This window comes from Mesorhizobium bavaricum (genome assembly GCF_056781655.1).
The window spans coordinates 5,683,603-5,703,176 of sequence record NZ_CM165566.1 but is presented as its reverse complement, the minus strand read 5'-3'; the positions used below and the strand labels follow the sequence as shown (position 1 = coordinate 5,703,176).

Annotated in this window: 20 protein-coding genes; 16 read left to right on the top strand and 4 right to left on the bottom strand. The window is 61.1% G+C overall.

Features of this window, described 5'->3' with window-relative positions; genetic code table 11:
• Nucleotides 1-8: 8 nt before the first annotated feature.
• Nucleotides 9-1,112, top strand: coding sequence for a glycosyltransferase family 9 protein (locus AC1RZR_RS27910; RefSeq protein WP_481829129.1), 1,104 nt, complete (start codon nucleotides 9-11; stop codon nucleotides 1,110-1,112).
• A gap of 172 nt (nucleotides 1,113-1,284) precedes the next feature.
• Nucleotides 1,285-2,025 (top strand): polysaccharide deacetylase family protein, encoded by a 741-nt coding sequence (locus AC1RZR_RS27905; protein WP_481826635.1) that lies wholly within the window; start codon nucleotides 1,285-1,287, stop codon nucleotides 2,023-2,025.
• 131 nt (nucleotides 2,026-2,156) lie between these two features.
• Here the strand turns inward: AC1RZR_RS27905 and AC1RZR_RS27900 are convergent, their stop codons facing one another.
• Together AC1RZR_RS27900 and AC1RZR_RS27895 are read right to left on the bottom strand one after the other, a co-directional pair.
• A complete protein-coding gene (locus AC1RZR_RS27900; RefSeq protein ID WP_481826634.1) occupies nucleotides 2,157-2,546 on the bottom strand; it encodes a DUF427 domain-containing protein in 390 nt (129 codons plus the stop codon).
• A 142-nt stretch (nucleotides 2,547-2,688) separates the two neighbouring features.
• Entirely contained in the window at nucleotides 2,689-3,045 is a 357-nt protein-coding gene (locus AC1RZR_RS27895; RefSeq protein WP_477274071.1) for a hypothetical protein, read from the bottom strand.
• A 193-nt stretch (nucleotides 3,046-3,238) separates the two neighbouring features.
• Between AC1RZR_RS27895 and AC1RZR_RS27890 the strand changes: the two genes are divergently transcribed.
• Together AC1RZR_RS27890 and AC1RZR_RS27885 are read left to right on the top strand one after the other, a co-directional pair.
• On the top strand, nucleotides 3,239-4,867 hold the full coding sequence (locus AC1RZR_RS27890) for a fatty-acid--CoA ligase (protein ID WP_481826633.1): 1,629 nt from the start codon (nucleotides 3,239-3,241) through the stop codon (nucleotides 4,865-4,867).
• 183 nt (nucleotides 4,868-5,050) lie between these two features.
• Nucleotides 5,051-5,836, top strand: coding sequence for a DUF1499 domain-containing protein (locus AC1RZR_RS27885; protein ID WP_477274075.1), 786 nt, complete (start codon nucleotides 5,051-5,053; stop codon nucleotides 5,834-5,836).
• Between the two features lie 63 nt (nucleotides 5,837-5,899).
• Here the strand turns inward: AC1RZR_RS27885 and AC1RZR_RS27880 are convergent, their stop codons facing one another.
• Entirely contained in the window at nucleotides 5,900-6,898 is a 999-nt protein-coding gene (locus tag AC1RZR_RS27880; protein WP_481826632.1) for a LacI family DNA-binding transcriptional regulator, read from the bottom strand.
• On the opposite strand from AC1RZR_RS27880, the gene AC1RZR_RS27875 reads away from it, so the two are divergent.
• The 5 genes from AC1RZR_RS27875 (at nucleotide 6,897) to AC1RZR_RS27855 (ending at nucleotide 11,842) form a co-directional block, all read left to right on the top strand.
• Nucleotides 6,897-8,138 (top strand): ABC transporter substrate-binding protein, encoded by a 1,242-nt coding sequence (locus AC1RZR_RS27875; RefSeq protein WP_481826631.1) that lies wholly within the window; start codon nucleotides 6,897-6,899, stop codon nucleotides 8,136-8,138. The two genes, AC1RZR_RS27880 and AC1RZR_RS27875, sit on opposite strands and share 2 nt — an antisense overlap.
• Before the next feature lie 63 nt (nucleotides 8,139-8,201).
• On the top strand, nucleotides 8,202-9,239 hold the full coding sequence (locus AC1RZR_RS27870; RefSeq protein WP_481829128.1) for an ABC transporter ATP-binding protein: 1,038 nt from the start codon (nucleotides 8,202-8,204) through the stop codon (nucleotides 9,237-9,239).
• A gap of 74 nt (nucleotides 9,240-9,313) precedes the next feature.
• A complete protein-coding gene (locus AC1RZR_RS27865) occupies nucleotides 9,314-10,129 on the top strand; it encodes an ABC transporter permease (RefSeq protein WP_481826630.1) in 816 nt (271 codons plus the stop codon).
• Complete coding sequence (locus tag AC1RZR_RS27860; RefSeq protein WP_481826629.1) at nucleotides 10,122-10,913, top strand: ABC transporter permease; 792 nt, start codon at nucleotides 10,122-10,124, stop codon at nucleotides 10,911-10,913. Before AC1RZR_RS27865 ends, AC1RZR_RS27860 begins: the two co-directional genes overlap by 8 nt.
• Before the next feature lie 14 nt (nucleotides 10,914-10,927).
• Nucleotides 10,928-11,842, top strand: a complete 915-nt coding sequence (locus AC1RZR_RS27855) for a phosphorylase family protein (protein WP_481826628.1) — start codon at nucleotides 10,928-10,930, stop codon at nucleotides 11,840-11,842.
• A 36-nt stretch (nucleotides 11,843-11,878) separates the two neighbouring features.
• Here AC1RZR_RS27855 and AC1RZR_RS27850 read toward each other — a convergent pair whose 3' ends face one another.
• Nucleotides 11,879-12,787 carry an MBL fold metallo-hydrolase gene (locus AC1RZR_RS27850; RefSeq protein ID WP_481826627.1) on the bottom strand — a complete coding sequence of 303 codons (909 nt, stop codon included), beginning with the start codon at nucleotides 12,785-12,787 and terminating at the stop codon, nucleotides 11,879-11,881.
• A 123-nt stretch (nucleotides 12,788-12,910) separates the two neighbouring features.
• On the opposite strand from AC1RZR_RS27850, the gene AC1RZR_RS27845 reads away from it, so the two are divergent.
• The 7 genes from AC1RZR_RS27845 (at nucleotide 12,911) to AC1RZR_RS27815 (ending at nucleotide 19,465) form a co-directional block, all read left to right on the top strand.
• Complete coding sequence (locus tag AC1RZR_RS27845) at nucleotides 12,911-13,501, top strand: biotin transporter BioY (protein ID WP_481826626.1); 591 nt, start codon at nucleotides 12,911-12,913, stop codon at nucleotides 13,499-13,501.
• A 37-nt stretch (nucleotides 13,502-13,538) separates the two neighbouring features.
• Nucleotides 13,539-14,564 (top strand): NAD-dependent epimerase, encoded by a 1,026-nt coding sequence (locus AC1RZR_RS27840; RefSeq protein WP_481826625.1) that lies wholly within the window; start codon nucleotides 13,539-13,541, stop codon nucleotides 14,562-14,564.
• A 130-nt stretch (nucleotides 14,565-14,694) separates the two neighbouring features.
• Nucleotides 14,695-15,576 (top strand): glucose-1-phosphate thymidylyltransferase RfbA, encoded by an 882-nt coding sequence (gene rfbA / locus AC1RZR_RS27835; RefSeq protein WP_477275853.1) that lies wholly within the window; start codon nucleotides 14,695-14,697, stop codon nucleotides 15,574-15,576.
• Complete coding sequence (gene rfbC, locus AC1RZR_RS27830; protein WP_481826624.1) at nucleotides 15,577-16,131, top strand: dTDP-4-dehydrorhamnose 3,5-epimerase; 555 nt, start codon at nucleotides 15,577-15,579, stop codon at nucleotides 16,129-16,131.
• A 22-nt stretch (nucleotides 16,132-16,153) separates the two neighbouring features.
• Complete coding sequence (gene rfbB / locus AC1RZR_RS27825; RefSeq protein WP_477275855.1) at nucleotides 16,154-17,224, top strand: dTDP-glucose 4,6-dehydratase; 1,071 nt, start codon at nucleotides 16,154-16,156, stop codon at nucleotides 17,222-17,224.
• On the top strand, nucleotides 17,221-18,102 hold the full coding sequence (rfbD, locus tag AC1RZR_RS27820) for a dTDP-4-dehydrorhamnose reductase (RefSeq protein WP_481826623.1): 882 nt from the start codon (nucleotides 17,221-17,223) through the stop codon (nucleotides 18,100-18,102). The genes rfbB and rfbD overlap by 4 nt, the downstream gene beginning before the upstream one ends.
• A gap of 22 nt (nucleotides 18,103-18,124) precedes the next feature.
• On the top strand, nucleotides 18,125-19,465 hold the full coding sequence (locus AC1RZR_RS27815) for a class I SAM-dependent methyltransferase (protein WP_481826622.1): 1,341 nt from the start codon (nucleotides 18,125-18,127) through the stop codon (nucleotides 19,463-19,465).
• Nucleotides 19,466-19,574: the final 109 nt, after the last annotated feature.

Below are 19,574 nucleotides of genomic sequence, written 5' to 3'. Positions count from 1 at the left end.
GGAAACAGATATTGCAGACGTCACCCACGCCGTTTCACTCGATCTTGATCATCCAAACGAAGTTCATTGGAGATCTCGTCTTGGCCTCGGCGCTCTCCGAAAACCTGCGGCTGGAATTCCCCGGCGCCAGGCTCGTATTTCTGTGCGAGGCCCGCTTCGCGAGCTTCGTGATCGCCCACGGCATCGCTTCCGAGGTGGTCACATTCAGGCGCGCCCACATGCGCGGCACCCCCCTGGAGCGTGGGAAAGAGCTCTACGCCATGGTGCGGGCGTTGCGCCGCTTCCGCTTCGACCTGACGATCGACCTGACCGATTCAAAGACGTCGCGCATCATCACCGGGCTCGTCAACGCAAGGACCCGCGTCGGCTACAATCCGACCGAGAGACCCTTGCGTCTGTTGGAGCGGCAGCCTGCCAATGTCTTTGCCGAGCCCTTTGGTTTTGGTGGCCAGCATTTTCTGTACCGCTATCTTTCGCCACTCCAGGCGCTTGGCCTCGGTCTCCACGTGACGGTTCCAAGCATTCAACCGCTGCCGTTCGAGACGGCGAAAGCGTTGGCGTTGCTGGACAGGCATCATCTTCACCCAACCGCCTTCATCGCTGTGCATGCGGGTGCAAGCTTCGAGGGGCGACGTTGGCCACCTGAGCGGTTTGCCGCGGCGATAAGCGAGATTGCGGTCGAAACCGGCCTGGATGTCGTCCTGGTTGGCGGCCCGGACGAGCGAAAGATTGCCGAACGGATCGTCGCCGAGACGGCGTCACCTGTCGTCAATCTCGTTGGAACGCTGTCGCTTGAAGCGTTGCTGGCGGTGCTGGAGCAGGCCCGGCTGTTTCTCGGCAATGAGAGCGGCCCGATGCACATGGCTGCAGCAGCCGGAATCCCGGTTGTCGGGCTCTTCGGCTTGACGCCGCCGTCGCAGTGGGGTCCCGTTGGCGTGCCGAGTATAGCGCTTCGGCCGCCGATGCCTTGCAACTGCGTGGCCAGCGACCGATGCGGCCAGCCGGATTTCGGCAAGGCCTACTGCGTCTGGCGACTGGAAGTCCAACCTGTTGTCGATGCGGTGCGCGAACTCCTTTCGCGCACCGGCGTGAAGCTGGAGCGCGCCATCTGAGTTCACGCGTAGCGCGGACAACAACCGCTATCGCGGTCGCGGAATGGGCCGTTCTCCGCACGGACGGTCAAATTGTCGCGCCGGGCGCTTTTCTGCTATTGACCATCCCGATTTCCGCCTTCATGCGGGTCTTGGGATACCCGCTTGAAACGACCGTCAGGAATTCGGTTTGATGCACCTGCTGCAAAAAAATCTCTGCATGATCGCCATGTCGCTGGCCGTCATGTCCAGCGGCCATGCCGCGCCGCTGGTGGAGCCCACGCTGCACATCAGGCCGGAGGCAGGCGGAGCCGGCCGCGTTGCGCTCACGCTCGATGCCTGCGGTGGACAGACCGACAACCGGATCCTTTCGGCACTGGTCGAAAACAAGATCCCGGCCACTATTTTCGTGACCGGCATCTGGCTGAAGCGAAACGCCGCCGCCATCGAGATCATGCGGGCGCATCCCGACCTGTTCGAGCTGGAAAATCATGGCGGCCATCATATCCCGGCGGTCGACACGCCGCAGAAGATCTACGGCATCCGCAGCGCCGGCAGCCCTGACGCCGTTCTGGCCGAGGTCGAGTCGGGTGCCGCGGCTCTTGCCACGACCGGTGAGCCGGCGCCGAAATGGTTTCGTGGCGCGACCGCCGAATACAGCCCGTCGGCCATCGCCATGATCCGCAAGCTCGGCTTCAAGATCGCCGGCTTCTCGATAAACGGCGACGGTGGCTCTTTGCTCGGCGCCAAGGAAACCGCACGGCGCATTGCAGCGGCAAAGGACGGCGACGTCATCATCTCGCACATCAACCAGCCGACCCATGCGGCCGGTGAAGGCGTGGTGCAGGGGCTTCTGGCGCTCAAGGAAAAAGGGCTGACCTTCGTACGGCTCGACGATGCCGACGGCATTGGCAACAACGGCACCACGGACTGAGAGTGCGTTGATATCAGCCGGCCTTGCAGACGGCTGATACGTGCGCTTCCGGTGCTCACCTAAATTGGCAATCACGGCGCCACGGATTGACCGAAAACCAGGCCTGTAGGCGCTCTTGTTACTTTTGAAGCTCAGCCCGGCTTGGCTTCGATGCTGACCTTGCTGGCGTAGAACGCGCCGTGGTTGCGGATTTCAGCCATCTCGTCGAAAGGCCGCTCGTAAGCCCACATTGCGTTCTGGCCGGCCTCGCCGGCAGGCAGCACGCTCCAATAGCTGGCATCGCCCTTGTAGGGACAATGGCTCGAGTGTTCCGTGCTGGAGAGCTTGGCGAAATCGATATCGGCGAACGGAATGTAGAAGACCGCGGGATAGGGGGCCTCGGTCAGCACCCTGGCTTTCGTGGAGGAGGCGACAACTATGTCGCCGGCGCGCACAGTGACTGTGCCGATGTAAGGCTCGATGGCAATGACCTTGTCCCGATTGCGTTGAAAGCCGGGTGCCGGGTTGGCGATCTGATCCATGCGGGGGTCTCCTTGCCTCGACCTTAAGGTGTGTCGCGCAAGCGCATTGCGCAAGGGCCGGCTGTCAGCAGTGACACACAAGTCGCTTGCCCGGGCCTGGGGCCGGCGGATCACGCCCTTGAAGGCTCGTCCGCTTTGATGGTCAGGCGGCGGCCTTGAACGCGTCCATGAGTCCGGCATAGGCGGCTGCGATGCCGGCCACCGGGTTGCTGCTTCTCGATACGGTCTCCACCTTCAGGTGGCCACCACCGGTTGGCAAGGTGAGCAGCAGGAACTGGCGATTGCCGCCGTCGCCGATGGATGCGGCCGCGACGTGCTGGCCTGAGCCTTCGTTCTGGACGCACATCTTGAACAGCAGCGTGCCGCCGACCGCTTCGAGCGCGCCGCCGACAACTTGAACAAATTCGTCTTCGGAAACGGTCTTCGTATCCGGCCCAAGATCGGCCAGACTTTCGGCAAGCGTATTTTCAAGCGCCTTGTCGTCGAGCTGCGCGTCCATGCGAACCTCTTTCAGCCGCCAATCGCCCCTTGCCCGTTAACGAAGCTTAACGCCGACGATGGCCGGATTGTGGCGGCGGTTTTCCCGGCCATGCCGATCAATGCAGCGCTTGCCTGTGCTGGTGGCTGGACAATCCGCCGGTTCGCTCCACAATGGCACGAAAAGCATAGCGCAAAGCGTAGGGGAGGAAGCAATGCTGGGACTGATGCAGGAATGGCCGCTGCTTTGCCATAAACTCATCGACAATGCCGAGCGGCAGCATGGTGTGCGCGAGATCGTGTCGCGCTCGATCGAGGGGCCGATCGTTCGCACCAGCTATGCCGACATCCATCGCCGCGCCCTTAAGGTCGCCCAGTGGCTGGAACGTGACGGCTATCGCCTGGGCGACCGTATCGCCACGCTTGCCTGGAACACGGCGCGCCACATCGAGGCCTGGTACGGCATCATGGGCATCGGCGCCATCTACCATACGCTCAATCCGCGCCTGTTTCCCGAGCAGATCGTCTGGATCATGAACCATGCCGAGGACAAGGCTGTCTTCGTCGACCTGACCTTCATGCCGCTGCTCGAGAAGATCGCCGGCGCCGTCAAGTCGCTGAAACAGGTCATCGTGCTGACCGACAGGGCGCACATGCCGCCGACGACACTGCCGAACGTGGTTGCCTATGAGGAATGGCTTGATGAGGCGGATGGCGACTTCGCCTGGAAGACCTTCGACGAAGGCACGGCCGCCGGCATGTGCTACACGTCGGGGACCACGGGCGATCCGAAGGGCGTCGTCTACAGCCACCGTTCGAACGTTCTGCATGCCATGATCGCCGCCATGCCCGACGCCATGGGCCTGTCGTCGCGCGATACCATCTTGCCGGTCGTGCCGATGTTCCACGCCAATGCTTGGGGTCTCGGCCAGAGCGGGCCGATGATCGGCGCCAAGCTGGTCATGCCCGGCTGCAAGATGGACGGCGCCTCGATCTATGAACTGCTCGACACCGAGAAGGTGACCTTCAGCGCTGCCGTGCCGACCGTATGGATGATGCTGCTGCAGCATCTGGAGGACACCGGCAAGAAGCTTCCCTATTTGAACAAGGTGGTCATCGGCGGTTCGTCCTGCCCGCGTGCGATCATGACCAGGTTTCAAGAGAATTACGATGTCCAGGTCATCCATGCCTGGGGCATGACCGAAATGTCACCGCTCGGCACGCTGTGCACCTTGAAGCCGGACTATGCCGGTCTCCAGGGTGAAGCCCGGCTTGATGTGCAGCAGAAACAGGGCTACCCGCCCTTCGGCGTCGAAATGAAGGTGACCGACGACGACGACAATGCACAGCCCTGGGATGGCAAGACATTTGGCCGCTTGAAAGTGCGCGGACCGGCCGTTGCCCGCGCCTACTATGGCGGTGTTGGCTCGGAGCAGTTCGACGGGGACGGTTGGTTCGATACCGGCGACGTCGCTCATATCGACGCCGGCGGCTATATGCAGATCACCGATCGCGCCAAGGACGTCATCAAGTCCGGCGGCGAATGGATTTCAACCATCGACCTCGAGAATCTGGCTGTCGGTCACCCCGATGTCGCAGAGGCAGCAGCCATCGGCGTCCATCATTCGAAATGGGGCGAGCGGCCGTTGCTGGTCGTTGTTCGCAAGCCGGGCAAGGAGCCGACCAAGGCGGACATTCTCGACTTCATGGATGGCAAGGTCGCCAAATGGTGGATGCCGGACGATGTCGCCTTCGTCGGCGAAATACCGCACACCGCCACCGGCAAGATCCAGAAGATCACCTTGCGTCAGCAATTCAGGGACTATCGCTTGCCGACGGATTGACGTGAATGTTGCGTGTTTCGGCTTCAAGCCGCCACCAAAAGGTTCTAGAGCAATTCCAGGAAAAGTGTGAAACGGTTTTCCGTCCGGAATTGCGTCAAAACAAATAGACAGAGTGGTTCGGCGTTTCCATGAAACGGTGAACCGCTCTAAGTCTTCGTTCGGGTTGGGGCAGCGCAGAAAACAATGGTTAGCATTCCCGAACGGCAAACGTCGAGGGCGGCCGGCTGGTCGCGGCGCACCGGGGCCTTTTCAGCGGTGTTGCTGCTGACCGTTTTCGTCGGCCATCGCTTCGACCTCGTCGAGACGCCTGTTTTCCTGTGGGTGCTGGGTATTGTCGCGCTGCTGGCGGCCCTGGCGTTGTTGTTTGCCGGGTTTGCCTTTTCGCGGCTGTGGAACTTTGGCGACCTTGGCGGCCGCGACCTGACAGTCGGTGCGTTGCTGGCGCTGCTTGTGCTCGTACCCTATGGCGTTGCCGCCTACTGGGCGACGATCTATCCGCCGCTCAGGGATATCTCGACGGATTTCGACGAGCCGCCCGCGCTCGACGTCAGCGACCGGACGAAGGACATGAATGTGCTCTCGCCGTCGACGCCAGGCGAACAGCGGTTGCAGACCGAGAGCTATCCGCTGGTCAGCGGACGCAGCTACGACCTGCCGTTCGACACTGTCGTGGATGCCGTCGAAACCGTGCTAGACCGGCGCGATTGGGATCTTACCGAACCTTATCCGGACCTCAGGGGACAAAGCGAGGTGACGATTGCCGCGGTGGCCAAAGGTTTCGTCCTCGGTCTTCCCGCCGACGTCGCGATCCGCGTGACCGATGACGGGGACACGATCATCGTCGACATGCGGTCAGCCTCTCGCTACGGCCGCTACGACCTCGGCGACAATGCCGCGCGTATCGTTGATTTCCTCGCCGAACTGGACCAGGAAGTCGCCGGCCAGGTCGGCGCGGCTCCGGCCGAATGAACCCAAAGGCATCCTGCGGCCAATCGCTGACGCCGTGGAATTGGTAGGTAAGTTTGCGGCGGACTATTCGGCCGAGTCAAATCTGCCTTCCAGCAGGACAGTCGCCACCGGTCCAAGCGGATCGGCGATCCGGCTCTCCAGCAGCTCGATGAGTTTGTGCCCGACATCCGCCATATCCACGGATTGAACGTCGATCTTCGCCGGCAGGAAGCGGGCCAGCCGCGTGTTATCACGGGCGACGATGTGGACGTCTCTGCCCGGCACCAGACCTCGCCTGCCGAGAGCGTGCAACGCTCCCAAGAGTCCCAATTCGTTGGCGCATGCCAAGCCGGTCGGTGGATCTGACGATGCCAGCAATCGATCGAACCAGTCTGCGCTGGATTCCATCGTGAACGTGCCGTGGCCGATCAGCGATTGGTCGACTGGAATGCCGGCTTCGGCCATAGCCTTTTCATAGCCTGAAAGGCGCATGGCGCTCGCCTGATCCTTCGGCACGAGGAGTTGCAGGGCAACGCGTCGGCATCCTTTGTCCAGAAGCCGCCGGGCGGCATCGTAGGCGATCTGCTCATTGTCGATGTCGACATAGGGATAGGCGATATCCAGATCGGTTCTTCCAAACGCGACGAACGGTATGCGTCGATCGAGCAGCAGCTCGACGCGGGGATCGCCCGAGACCATGCGCGTGATGATCAGGCCGTCTGCACTGCGCGCCTGGAGCAGTTGCTCTACACTTGCGACGGGATCGTCGTCGGGCGTCGTGGAATAGATCGACAGACTATAACCCGCTTGCCGCGCCGCCAGCGTCATGCCTTCGATCAGAGGAAGCTTTGCCAGGTCGGACAGGTGTTCGCTTGTCTCCATCGGGAGCACTGCCGTCAGCGTCAGGGTTCGTCCGGTTCTGAGCGCACGACCGTGGTGATCCGGTACATAGCCTACCCTCAGCGCCACCTCCTTGACACGTGCGATGGTCAAGGGATGCACTTCCGGACCATCTTTCAGTGCGCGCGACACGGTGGTCACCGAAAGGGAAAGTTCCGCCGCGATCTGTTTTAGATTGGCCATGTCGCCCGACTATGTTGCGAAAACGCCGGCTGGTTTGCTTGGCATCGTAACGTTACCGGATTCGACCCAACGGTCAAATCCGGGCTCACCAAGCCTGCTCGAATTCTACTTGACTTTTAACTCTCTCGCGGCAATCGTAACGTTACGATTGCAAAAAAATCGACATAAACGACATCGCTCGATCCTGGGAGGAGAACACATGTCCTGGCTACCACGCATTTTTTTGACGGCAATCGCAGTCTCGGCTGCAATGCCCGTCTCTGCCCAAACAGTCACCATCACGACCGCAGGCGGGGACTACGGCAACGCCATTAAGGAGGCCATGTGGGCACCCGCTGCAAAAGAGCTGGGCTATGAGGTCCGCGAAGAGACGCAGAGCGACGGCCTGGCCGCCCTGAAGATGCAGGTCACCGCTGGGGCGGTCACGACGGACATCATCCACCTCGGTTCGCCGGAAGGCGCGCAGGCGGCCACGCAGTCGTTGCTGGAGCCGCTCGACTACAAGATCATCGATCCCAAATCCGTGCCGGCCGGCGCAAAGTCCGACTACTGCTATCCGTTCGACTCCTATGGCACCGTCATGTCATGGAGCACCAAGACCTATGGAGAGAATCCGCCGAAGACCTGGGCGGAGTTCTGGGACGTCGCCAAATTCCCGGGCCGGCGAGCGCTACGCGCCAATGCGCAGGACCTGATCGAAATCGCGCTGCTCTCCGATGGCGTGGCGCCGGCGGACGTCTATCCCACGCTCAGCACGCCGGATGGCCTGGAGCGCGCTATCAAGCGGCTCGAAGCGATCAAGCCGAATGTCTCTGTCTGGTGGACATCGGGAGCCCAATCCGCGCAGTTGCTGAAGGACGGCGAGGCGGATCTGGTCGTCACGTGGAACGGACGAGCGCAGACCGTGAAAGCAGATGGCGGCGCGGCTGACTACACGTTCAAGGGCTCCGTCGTCGGCACGGACTGCCTCGGGGTACCGAAGGGAGCGCCGAACAAGGAAGCGGCCATGAAACTGATCGCCGCCATGACGCAGCCAGCACGGGTGGCGAAGCTGACCGATTTCATTGCATACGGCCCGGTCAACCCTGCAGCATACGAGGGGGGCCTTATCCCGAAGGACCGTCTGAAGACCCTGGCGACTGCGCCGGAAAATGCAGGCACGTCGGTGTTCTCGAATGCCGACTGGTGGGTCAAGAACGGCGAGGCCGCTCAAAAGGCCTTCGACGAAATGATGAACTAAGGCTCAATTCGTCATCTTAAAGCATGATCCCGAAAAGTGAATCCGGTCTCGCTGGAGTCTGTGATGAAGTCGTTCCCGATCACCATCGACAGCGTGCGCAAGGCCTACGGGTCCTTCGTCGCGCTGGACGATGTTTCGCTCGACATTCGCGCTGGCGAGTTCCTCACCCTTTTGGGGCCTTCCGGATCGGGCAAGACCACGCTGCTCATGGCTCTGGCCGGCTTTGTCCGGCCCGATCGAGGTAAACTCCTGCTGGGGGATCGGGACATCACTCGCTTGGCCCCCAACAAGCGCGACATCGGCATAGTGTTCCAGAACTACGCCCTGTTTCCCCATATGAACGTCCTGGCCAATGTCGAGTACCCGTTGGCGCTGCGCAAGACACCGAAAGCCGAAGCCCGTCAGCGGGCCCTCGACGCCTTGGCCCGCGTGAAACTGGAAGGTCTGTCTGAGCGCAACATTGCCGCCCTGTCCGGTGGTCAGCGCCAGAGGGTGGCGCTGGCGCGGGCCATCGTCTTCGAACCGCGCGTGATGTTGATGGACGAGCCGCTGTCGGCGCTCGACAAGAATCTGCGCGAGACCATGCAGCATGAGATCCGGCGGCTTCACGATGATCTGGGGGTCACCACGGTCTATGTGACGCACGACCAGCGCGAAGCGTTGACCATGTCCGACCGGGTCGCGGTTATGAATACCGGCCGCATCGAGCAAATCGACCCGCCGCAGCGAATTTACGATCGTCCATCGACCCGCTTCGTCGCGGAGTTCATGGGCGAGGCCAACATCATGGCGCCGGGTGCAGTGCGCAAAATCGGCGGCGCTGACGCATCACGCGAGACCCTGGTGATCCGCGCGGAAAGCTTCCATCTCGATGCGAAGCTGGTCGGGCAGGACGGCGTGGCGCTCGAAGGAACGTTGCGCGCCAAGGCATTTCGCGGCGAAAACTGGCTTCTCACTCTGGCGCTTGACGGTGGTCAAGAGGTTCTTGCCAGTATTCCGGCAACGCTGGCCGCCGGCTGCGCCGAACTTGCTACCGGCCAGCGGGTGACCGCGTATGCGCCAGCGGAGAAGATTCATGCCCTGCCGGAAGCGGGAGCGTGACCGTGACCGTTACCTTGGATCCCGGGCTCGCGGCGGACGCGCGGCGTGAGCGCCGGTTCTTCCTCTCGCTTTCTTTGCCGGCGCTGTTCATCGTTGGGCTTGCGGCGATACTGCCCATCCTTTGGATCATCCGCGAATCCTTCCTCACCACGGGGGGGGAGTACACCGTCGGCAACTACGAGAAGGTGCTTTCGAGTGGCCTGACATGGTCGGCACTCCTCACAACCCTTGAACTTTCCCTCGGCACACTGGCGATCTGCATTTTTCTTGGTATCCCCCTGGCCCTCGCTCTGGCCAGCGCCAGACCAAGGGTGGCCAACGTGCTGATGGCCTTCGTCATGCTGCCATTGTGGACCTCTATTCTGGTGCGTACGTATGGCTGGCTGGTGCTCTTGCGCCGCGATGGCTTGATCAACGCAGCCTTGACAGGTTCAGGCCTCACAGCGGAGCCATTGCCGCTGGTCTACAATTTCACCGGGACGCTCATCGGAATGGCTCACTACATGCTGCCGCTGTTCTTGCTGCCTGTTTATGCCGCCATGCGCGATATCGACGCAAATCTCGTTCGCGCCTCGGCGAGCATGGGAGCCACCCTCGGACAGGCGATCCGCACGGTCGTTCTGCCCCTTTCGGCCGGCGGCATCTTCTCGGGTTCGATCATCGTCTTCATCTACACCATAGGTTTTTTCATCACGCCGGCGGTGCTTGGCGGCGGCAAGGTAAATCCCCTTTCCACCCGGATCGAGCGCACGCTGTCGACCTTTCAGGATTGGGGTTCGGCGAGCGTTCTGGGGATTCTGCTTCTCGTTCTTATGTGCCTGATCGGCGTGATGTTCCTGACGGCAAGGCGACTGTTGATGCTCAACAGGGTCGACACAGCCCATGCTTGAAGCTTATCCGGACAACAGGTTGGCCCGCATCCTCCTGTGGAGCTTTTCCGCGCTCGTCTTGTCGTTCTTGATGCTGCCGACGCTGGTGGTTGTGCCACTCTCGTTTTCGGCCTCCAATCTTCTCGAGTTTCCGCCGCGCGCATACTCGTTTCGCTGGTACGAGAATTTCTTTGGTTCGGCGACATGGATGGCTGCGCTCAGGGTGAGCCTGATCCTCGGGACACTGACAGCGATGATCGCAGTACCCCTGGGGCTGTTGGCCTGCATCTCGATGAATCGGCTCGGCGGAAAGGCCGCGGTAAGCATTCAGGGCGTTCTGCTCACCCCGTCCATCGTGCCGGGAATCCTGCTGGCGATCGGTCTCTTTTTCGTACTGGCAGCGCAACATCTGGTTGGAACGCTGTTCGGCGTGCTGGTCGGGCATGTGGTGCTGGCCATTCCGGTCGCCTGCATTGTGTTGTTGCCCGCTCTCGCCCGCTTTGACTGGAATCAGGTTCAGGCGGCGCGTAGTCTTGGTGCAAATTGGGCGCGAGCCATTGGCGGCATAATTGTTCCGCAACTTCAGATCAGCTTGTTGTCGGCCACATTGATGGCCTTCCTGACTTCGCTCGACGAGTCCGTCATTTCGATCTTCGTCGCAAGCGGCCAAAACAGTACGCTGCCGAAGCTCATGTTCCTGTCGCTGCGCGATCAGATCGATCCGACCATCGCGGCGATCTCGACAGTGTGGACCGCCATCGTCGTGGCCGCTGTCTTGATCGTGACCCTTCGCCAAAAACCCTGACTGAGACTGGAAAGATGCCTATCAATCATCATCTAGCCGACGATCTGGCGGATCATTCAATACCCCAGGTGGGATTGGCGATCATTACCGGGTCGGCAAACTGGGGGCTTGCTTTCCCGGAAGATGTCGAAGTCGATGGCGTGCGCACCTTGCGGCGCGACATGAGTTTTGAAACGCCTTTCGGTCGCACCGACAACTGGAAGCTGCTTGAGTTCGATGCATCAATCACCGCCGAAGGCAAAACGAAACGTGCGTTGTGCATGTATTCGCACGGCAATCCCCGGGACCACATCGATCATTCCTGCCATCGCCGGGCCTTCTGGGTATTGATGCGCGCGGGTGTCAGGCAAGTCCTCTCCTGCTCGACCATTGGCGCCGTCAACAAGGCGATCAAGCCCGGCGACATGGTGGTGAACGCCGATATCATCGAGCTGACGCAGACCCCGTTTTCACTCCTTCCCGGCCGTCAGAGCTTCGACTGCTCCGGCAAGCAGATCGTATGTCCAAGATGTGCGGCAGTTCTGGCCGAAACGGCCCGCCGTCATTGGCCAGCCGAATTCCGCGTTCATGGCATCGAACAGCAGTTGGTCGCGGCCCACTGTTACGGGCCGCGACTGACCACTCCGGCCGAAGCCTTGGCGTTTCGAGGCATGGGAGCGGATGTGCTCAATCATTCGATCGCCCCCGAGGCGACCTTGTCGCGAGAGATCGGCGCGTGTTTCGTGCCCTGTGCGTTCGTGACGGCAGGTTTCAACGACTACATGGACCGTAATCGGCAGCAGCTTCTGCAGGAGGACGTGTTGCCGAACCTCTCAATGACAGCCTCGCGGGTCGCGCTGGAGACCGCGGCACGGCTTCCTGCCAATCCTGAATGCTCTTGCCAGGGCTTGAAGTCGCCTCAACCAGCAGGGCGTTCCAGCCGTTTCTAATTGTATGAGGGTGTAGATTGAACTCGTGCCGAAGTCTTAGCCAACCGGCCTGAAAATGCCGTCAATGGCCGGTGCGGCGTCTGTCACGACCAGACCGCGCGCTACCAGGTCCTCGAGATGGGCAAGCACCGACAATCCGGCAGCACCATGCAGCCGCGGGTCGGTATCGCGATAGATCGCCTTGACCATGTCTGCGATCGTCCGGTCGCCGGCTCTGACCCGCTCCAGGATGGCGCGCTCGCGCATCTTGCGATGCGTTTTCAACCCGCGCATGAAACCACGCGGTGCCGTCACCGGTCCGCCATGTCCGGGCAGCAGCAAGCGGTCTCCACGTTCGATCAGCCGGTCCAGCGAGGCCATATAGTCGGCCATCGCCCCATCCGGCGGCGCGACGATGGAGGTCGCCCACGCCATGACATGATCGGCCGAAAACAGGATCCCGGTTCCTTCCAGCGCGAATGCCGCGTGATTGGCCGTGTGGCCCGGGGTCAGAACCGTCCTGATCGACCAGCCGTCGCCGTCGACCACCTTGTCGTTGGGCAATGCGATATCGGGAGCGAAGGCCGTATCGGCACTGGCGTCGAGCGCGTTGGTCTCGCCGATATGCAGGGATCTTGCGGGGCGATGCGGTCCCTCTGCCAGTACGGCGGCGCCGGTGCGCTCTTTCAGCCGGGCCGCCAGCGGGGAATGATCGCGATGCGTGTGGCTGACGAAGATATGGCTGACCGGCCGGCCTGCGATCTCGTCGAGCAGCGCCTGCAGATGCGCCTCGTCATCCGGCCCCGGATCGATCACCGCCAGCGTGTCGCGGCCAATGATGTAGCTGTTGGTGCCGTGAAAGGTGAAGGGGCTTGGATTGCGGGCCGTGATGCGCTGGATATCAGGCGCGACGCTCACCCCCTGGCCATAGACGGGGTCGAAGCCGGTGTCGAATTTGAGAGCCATGGCAGGTGCATCGGTGCTTTGTTTGAGGAGACGGCAAAACCGATTGCCGCTTAACACGCAAGCCAATATAGGAGAACGCGAGGCCGCGAACATAAGATGCGGCAATCGGATTGGGGAAATATCATGGCAATTGCAACGACGATGGGTCCGCTTGTGTCTCTGGCTTTGCCGCAGAAGGGCGCGGCGCGGCTGGCAACGCAGCTTTTCCTGGCGATCGCCGGAACGCTGCTGCTGACCCTGTCGGCCAAAACCAAGGTGATGCTCGGACCGGTCGACATTTCAATGCAGACGCTGGCCGTGTTGCTGATCGCCGCCGCCTTCGGCTTGCGTCTCGGCGTCGCCACCTTGCTGCTCTACATGGCGGAGGGCGCGATGGGCTTTCCGGTCTTCCAGAGCACCCCGGAAAAGGGTATCGGCATTGCTTACATGCTCGGCTCCACCGGCGGCTATCTCTGCGGTTTCGTGGTCATGGCGGCGATTGTCGGCTGGGCCGCCGATCGCGGCTGGGACCGCCATCCGATCAAGCTTTTCAACGCGATGCTGGTTGCCGAAGTCGTCATGATGGCCATGGGCTTTGCCTGGCTGGCGCTGCTGATCGGCCCCGAAAAGTCGTGGCAGTTCGGCGTCGTGCCGTTCATCGTCGGCGATTTGATCAAGGTTGCCCTGGCGGCAAGCCTGGTGCCGGCCGTGTGGTCGCTGCTGAAGCGCGGCTGAACCCAGGGGGCGATCGAGGACCGGACGGGCGCTTCGGATGAAGGTTCTGGTCACCGGCGCGGCCGGCTTCATCGGCTATCACGTGTCGAAGCGTTTGCTGGAGCGCGGCGACGAGGTTGTCGGCATCGACAACGTCAACAGCTACTACGATCCGCAGATCAAGGAGGCGAGGCTGCGGCTGCTGGAGGAGGTGAGCCGCAAGACCAATGCTGGCTATCATTTCATCCGCGGCAATCTTGCCGACAAAAGCGTGGTCGACGGCTGCTTTGCCGACCACGCCTTCGACCGGGTGGTCCATCTCGCCGCCCAGGCCGGGGTTCGCTACAGCCTGGAAAACCCGCATGCCTATGTCGAAAGCAACATCATCGCATACACCAACATGCTCGAAGCCTGCCGCAGCAGCGCCGTTGCGCACCTGACCTATGCCAGCACCTCGAGTGTCTACGGCGCCAACACCGACATGCCGTTTTCGGAGCATCGGCCGGCCGACCATCCGCTGCAGTTCTACGCCGCGACCAAGCGCGCCAACGAGCTGATGGCGCATAGCTACAGCCATTTGTTCGGGCTGCCGACGACCGGGCTTCGCTTCTTTACGGTGTATGGTCCCTGGGGGCGCCCGGACATGGCGCTTTTCCTGTTCACCAGAAGCATTCTTGCCGGCGAGCCGATCAAGCTGTTCAACAACGGCAACCACACGCGCGACTTCACCTATGTCGATGATATCGCCGAAGGGGTTGTTCGGGCCAGCGACAGCCCGGCTGCCCGCAATGCCGCCTGGGACTCCAGCCGTCCGGATCCGGCCACGAGCAGCGCGCCCTGGCGCATCTTCAACATCGGCAACAACAAACCGGTGAAGCTGACGGCCTATGTCGAGGCGCTGGAAAACGCCCTTGGCAGGAAAGCCATCATCGAACTGCTGCCCCTGCAGGCCGGCGATGTGCCCGATACCTTTGCCGACACATCGGCGCTGGAGCAGGCGGTCGGCTACCGCCCAGTGACGACGGTGACCGAAGGGGTAGGGCGGTTTGTGGACTGGTACCAGGCGTATTTTGGACAGACCTAGCTGAGGTCGCATCCCGGCGCCAAATAGTCCGGCCGTTTGTCAGGCGCCGAGATTGACAAGCCATTGCATGGAACCTAAGCACAGCGGCTTATGTCAGGGCTGGGGGTTTCGGCATGTCAAGGAGAGCCGCTTGAAAGGAATTATCCTTGCTGGAGGCAGTGGAACGCGTCTTTATCCGCTAACATTGGCAGTCTCCAAGCAAATCCTCCCGATATACGACAAGCCGATGATCTATTATCCGCTGAGCGTTTTGATGCTCGCGGGTATTCGCGAAATTCTGGTTATTTCAACGCCGCGGGATCTGCCGGTTTTCCGCGAGTTGCTTGGCGACGGATCGAACTTCGGGCTTGATCTGTCCTATGCCGAGCAACCGCAGCCCAACGGGCTTGCGGAAGCCTTCATCATCGGCCGTGATTTCATCGGCAAGGACAGCGTGTCGATGATCCTGGGCGACAACATCTATTTCGGCGAAGGCCTGTCGCAGCTCTGCCGTGCGGCGGCGTCGCGCGAAAAGGGGGCTTCGGTGTTCGCCTATCATGTCGAGGATCCCCAGCGTTATGGTGTCGTTTCCTTCGACAAGGTCACCGGAACCGCCCTGACGATCGAGGAAAAGCCTGCCCAGCCGAAATCCAACTGGGCTGTCACCGGCCTCTATTTCTATGACAACGATGTCGTTGACATCGCCCCCGCGATCCGCCCGTCGGCGCGTGGCGAGCTCGAGATCACGGCGGTCAACAACGTCTATCTCGATCGTGGCCAGTTGCATGTGCACCGGTTGGGGCGCGGTTACGCCTGGCTCGACACCGGCACCCATGACAGCTTGCACGAAGCGTCCTCCTTCGTGCGCACGATCGAACATCGCCAGGGCATCAAGGTCGCCTGCCCGGAGGAAATCGCCTTCGAACAGGGCTGGCTGACGGCGGACGATGTCCTCCGGCGCGCCACCCTCCTGGGAAAAAACGAGTATGCCGCCTACCTGCGCCGGCGTGTCGTCGAGCGGTTGGAGGAGTAAATGCTGGAGGTCAGGTCCCTTGGCATCGAAGGCGTGCTGGAAATCATTCCGAAACGACATGGCGATGCACGCGGTTTCTTTGTCGAAACCTATCAGGCCGAGCGCTTTTCGCAGGCCGGCATAGACTTGCGTTTCGTCCAGGACAACCAGTCCTATTCCGCCGCGGGAGGGGTCCTGCGCGGGCTGCACTACCAGCTTGCGCCGCGAGCTCAGGACAAGCTGCTGCGTGTCCTCCGGGGTGCACTGCTGGACGTGGCGGTCGACATTCGCCGCAGCTCGCCAACCTTCGGAAAATGGGTTGCGCTCGAAATTACCGCTGAAAAGGGCAACCAGATCCTGGTGCCAAAGGGCTTTGCGCACGGCTTCGTGACGCTCGTGCCCGACACCGAAGTCCTGTACAAGGTGACTGATACCTATTCGCCCGCACACGACCGTTCGATCCGTTTCGACGATCCTGCCATCGGCATCGACTGGCCGACATTGGCTGGCGGGTTCCAGCTTTCAGACAAGGACCTCAAGGCGCCGGTTCTGGCCGCCGCCGAGGTGTTTGCTTGAGGGGTTGTATGAGGACAGCAGCATGAATTTTCTAGTGACAGGCGGTGCCGGCTTCATTGGTTCGGCGGTGTGCCGGCATCTGTGCGCCAACCCGGCCTATCGCGTGACCAATCTCGACAAACTCACCTATGCGGGCAACCTGGCCTCGCTGCGGCCGATCGAGAATGCGCATAATTACCGCTTTGCCCATGCCGATATCTGCGACGAGAGGGCGGTGCTCGACATCCTCCGCCGGGACGATATCGACATCGTCATGAACCTCGCCGCCGAGAGCCATGTCGATCGCTCGATCGACGGACCGGGCACGTTTATCGAAACCAATATCGTCGGCACTTACCGGATCCTCAATTCCGCGCTGGAATACTGGCGCGGCCTGCCCGAAGAGAGGAAGAGCCGCTTCCGCTTCCACCACGTCTCGACCGATGAGGTGTTCGGCGATCTTCCTTTCGATGGCGGTATGTTCGTCGAGGAGACGCCCTATGCGCCGTCTTCGCCGTATTCCGCCTCGAAGGCGGCGTCGGACCATCTGGTGCGGGCCTGGCACGAAACCTATGGCCTGCCGGTCGTGCTTTCCAACTGCTCGAACAATTACGGGCCCTATCACTTTCCCGAAAAGCTCATCCCCCTGGTCATCCTCAATGCGCTCGACGAAAAGCCGTTGCCGGTCTACGGCGCCGGCGCCAATGTGCGCGACTGGCTGTTCGTCGAGGACCATGCGCGCGCGCTGGAACTGGTTGCCACCAAAGGTACGCCAGGCGAGAGCTACAATGTCGGCGGCAATTCGGAGCGGACAAACCTGAGCGTAGTCGAGACGATCTGCGATCTGCTCGACATCAGGCGTCCCCGTTCCGGAGGCAAGAGCTATCGCGACCTGATCTCTTTCGTCACCGACCGCCCCGGCCACGACCGCCGCTATGCCATCGACGCATCGAAAATAGGGCGGGACCTCGGCTGGACGCCCAACGAGAACTTCGACAGCGGCCTGGCGAGAACCGTGGACTGGTTTCTGGACAACAAATGGTGGTGGGGGCCGATCCGCGAACAGCACTATGCTGGTGAAAGATTGGGCGAAGTGCGCAAGGGGGTAGCGTGAGGCTCGTTGTCACCGGACGTGAAGGCCAGGTTGTGACAAGCCTTCTGGAGGCCGGCCAGGGGCGCGCCGGCGTGGAAGTCGTCGCCATTGGCCGTCCGGAGCTCGACCTGGCAAAACCCGACACCGTCATCGACGCCATTGCGGCCGCGAAGCCCGATATCGTCGTGTCGGCTGCCGCTTACACGGCCGTGGATCAGGCCGAGGATGAGCCCGATCTGGCATTTGCAGTGAACGCTGTCGGCGCCGGCAAAGTGGCCGAAGCCGCGGCGCGGCTTGGCATTCCCGTCATCCATCTTTCGACCGACTATGTCTTCGACGGCAGCGCTTCCGGTGCCTATGTCGAAACCGACGCAACCGCCCCGCAAGGCGTCTATGGCGCCTCCAAGCTTGCCGGAGAACAGGCGGTCGCAGCCGCCAATCCGCGCCATCTGATCCTGCGCACGGCATGGGTCTACAGCCCGTTCGGCAAGAATTTCGTCAAGACGATGCTGCGGCTTGCCGCCGACCGGGATGAAATCGCCGTGGTCGCCGATCAGTGGGGAAACCCCACCTCCGCGCTTGATATCGCCGACGCGATCCTGCACTCGGCGGCGATGCTGCATGGCGACAAGAGCTTCGCTGCGTTCGGCGTCTATCATCTGGCCGGCACAGGCGAGGCCAACTGGAGCGGCTTTGCCCGCCATATCCTGGACACAAGCCGAGTGTCTGGTGGCCCTTGGGCGCGGGTACGGGACATTGCTACGATGGACTATCCGACCAAGGCACGACGCCCCGCCAATTCCCGGCTATCGAGCGCGAAATTCGCCTCTGTCTTCGGATGGAATGCACCGGACTGGCGGCTATCGACGGAAGCAGTGGCGCGTCGTGTCCTGGTCTGAGAGACGGGATGGGCATTGAAGCATGAAGAAGTTCCCATCGCCGGAAAATGCAGAAGCCGTCCCACTGGCGGTCGACCCGACGGCGCTCGGCCCTAAGCCGGACGGCGAGATGCCACTGAGCGTCCGGACCAAGGCGAATGCCGCGCTTGGAGCGCGCGCCCCTTCACTTCGCGATCTGTACGAGGCCCATAGCGGCAAGGTGTCGGACAAGTGGTCTTCCTATCTGGACGCATATGACCGGATTCTTTTGAACTATCGCAACAGGCCGGTTCGGCTGCTGGAAATTGGCGTTCAAAACGGCGGTTCGCTCGAAATCTGGCCGCGATATTTCCCGAATTCGGAGCTTATTCTTGGCTGCGATATCGACATGGCTTGCAGCGGTCTGGTTTTCGACGATGAGAAGATCTCCGTGGTTATCGGCGATGCCAACACTGATGAGATAGAAAGAAAAATTGTTGCAAAATCCGCGACATTCGACATCATAATTGATGACGGATCGCATACATCATCAGACATAGTGCGTTCTTTCGCCCGTTATTTCCCTCATCTTTCTGATGGAGGGGTTTACATAGCGGAAGATTTACATTGCAGCTACTGGCAGGAATTCGAGGGCGGTCTCTATGATCCTCTTTCGTCGATGTCGTTCTTCAAGCGCCTGCTCGATGTGGTCAACCATGAGCATTGGGGGCTGGCCCGCTTTCGGGCGGATGCCTTAGCCACTTTCTCCGATAGGTATAAAACCGTATTCGGGGAAGCTTCGCTGGCATCCATTCATTCCGTCGAGTTTTTGAACTCGCTCTGTATTGTGACCAAGCGACCAAGTCAGGAAAATGCTCTCGGGGTTCGCAATGTGCAAGGCCGGGTTGCGATCGCCGACAAGGGAATGATCCCTCTTGGCGGCACGACGAACAAAGCGCTCGATCAAACCGGAAATCCATGGTCCTTGTCGTCGACGACCATGGAAGAGGAAATTGAGACCAACAGGGCGTTGGTGACGAACCGCGCGGCGCGCATAGAGGAACTCTCCCACGAGATAGCCGAAACACGCGAGCAGGTCCGGAGCGGCAACGACGAGATCGCTCAAATGAGGGCACGTCTCGCCGAGAGAGTTCAAGAGATCCAGATCTTGCAGGCAGACATATCCGTTGTGCGTACGACGGCAAGCGCACTGCAGGCCGAGCGCGACAGCGAGACCGCACGAGTCCAAGCGGTGACGGCTGCGCTCAAGGCAAAAATAGAGCAAAGTGAACGCGTTGTTCAAGAGTTCAAGCACTCGACGAGTTGGCGGATAACTGCTCCGCTGCGAGCGCTATCCGGGAATGTCAGGTGGTTGCTGAAGATGGTCGCCGCGGTTTTTCGTTGAGAGCGAAATTGAATGGGAGACAGGCGGCTCTGCTGCTGGCCCCTCCATCAGCAATCCGTTTCTTCAGAATCGGCGCAACATCAAATCACGGGATGTTTTTCATTCGCGC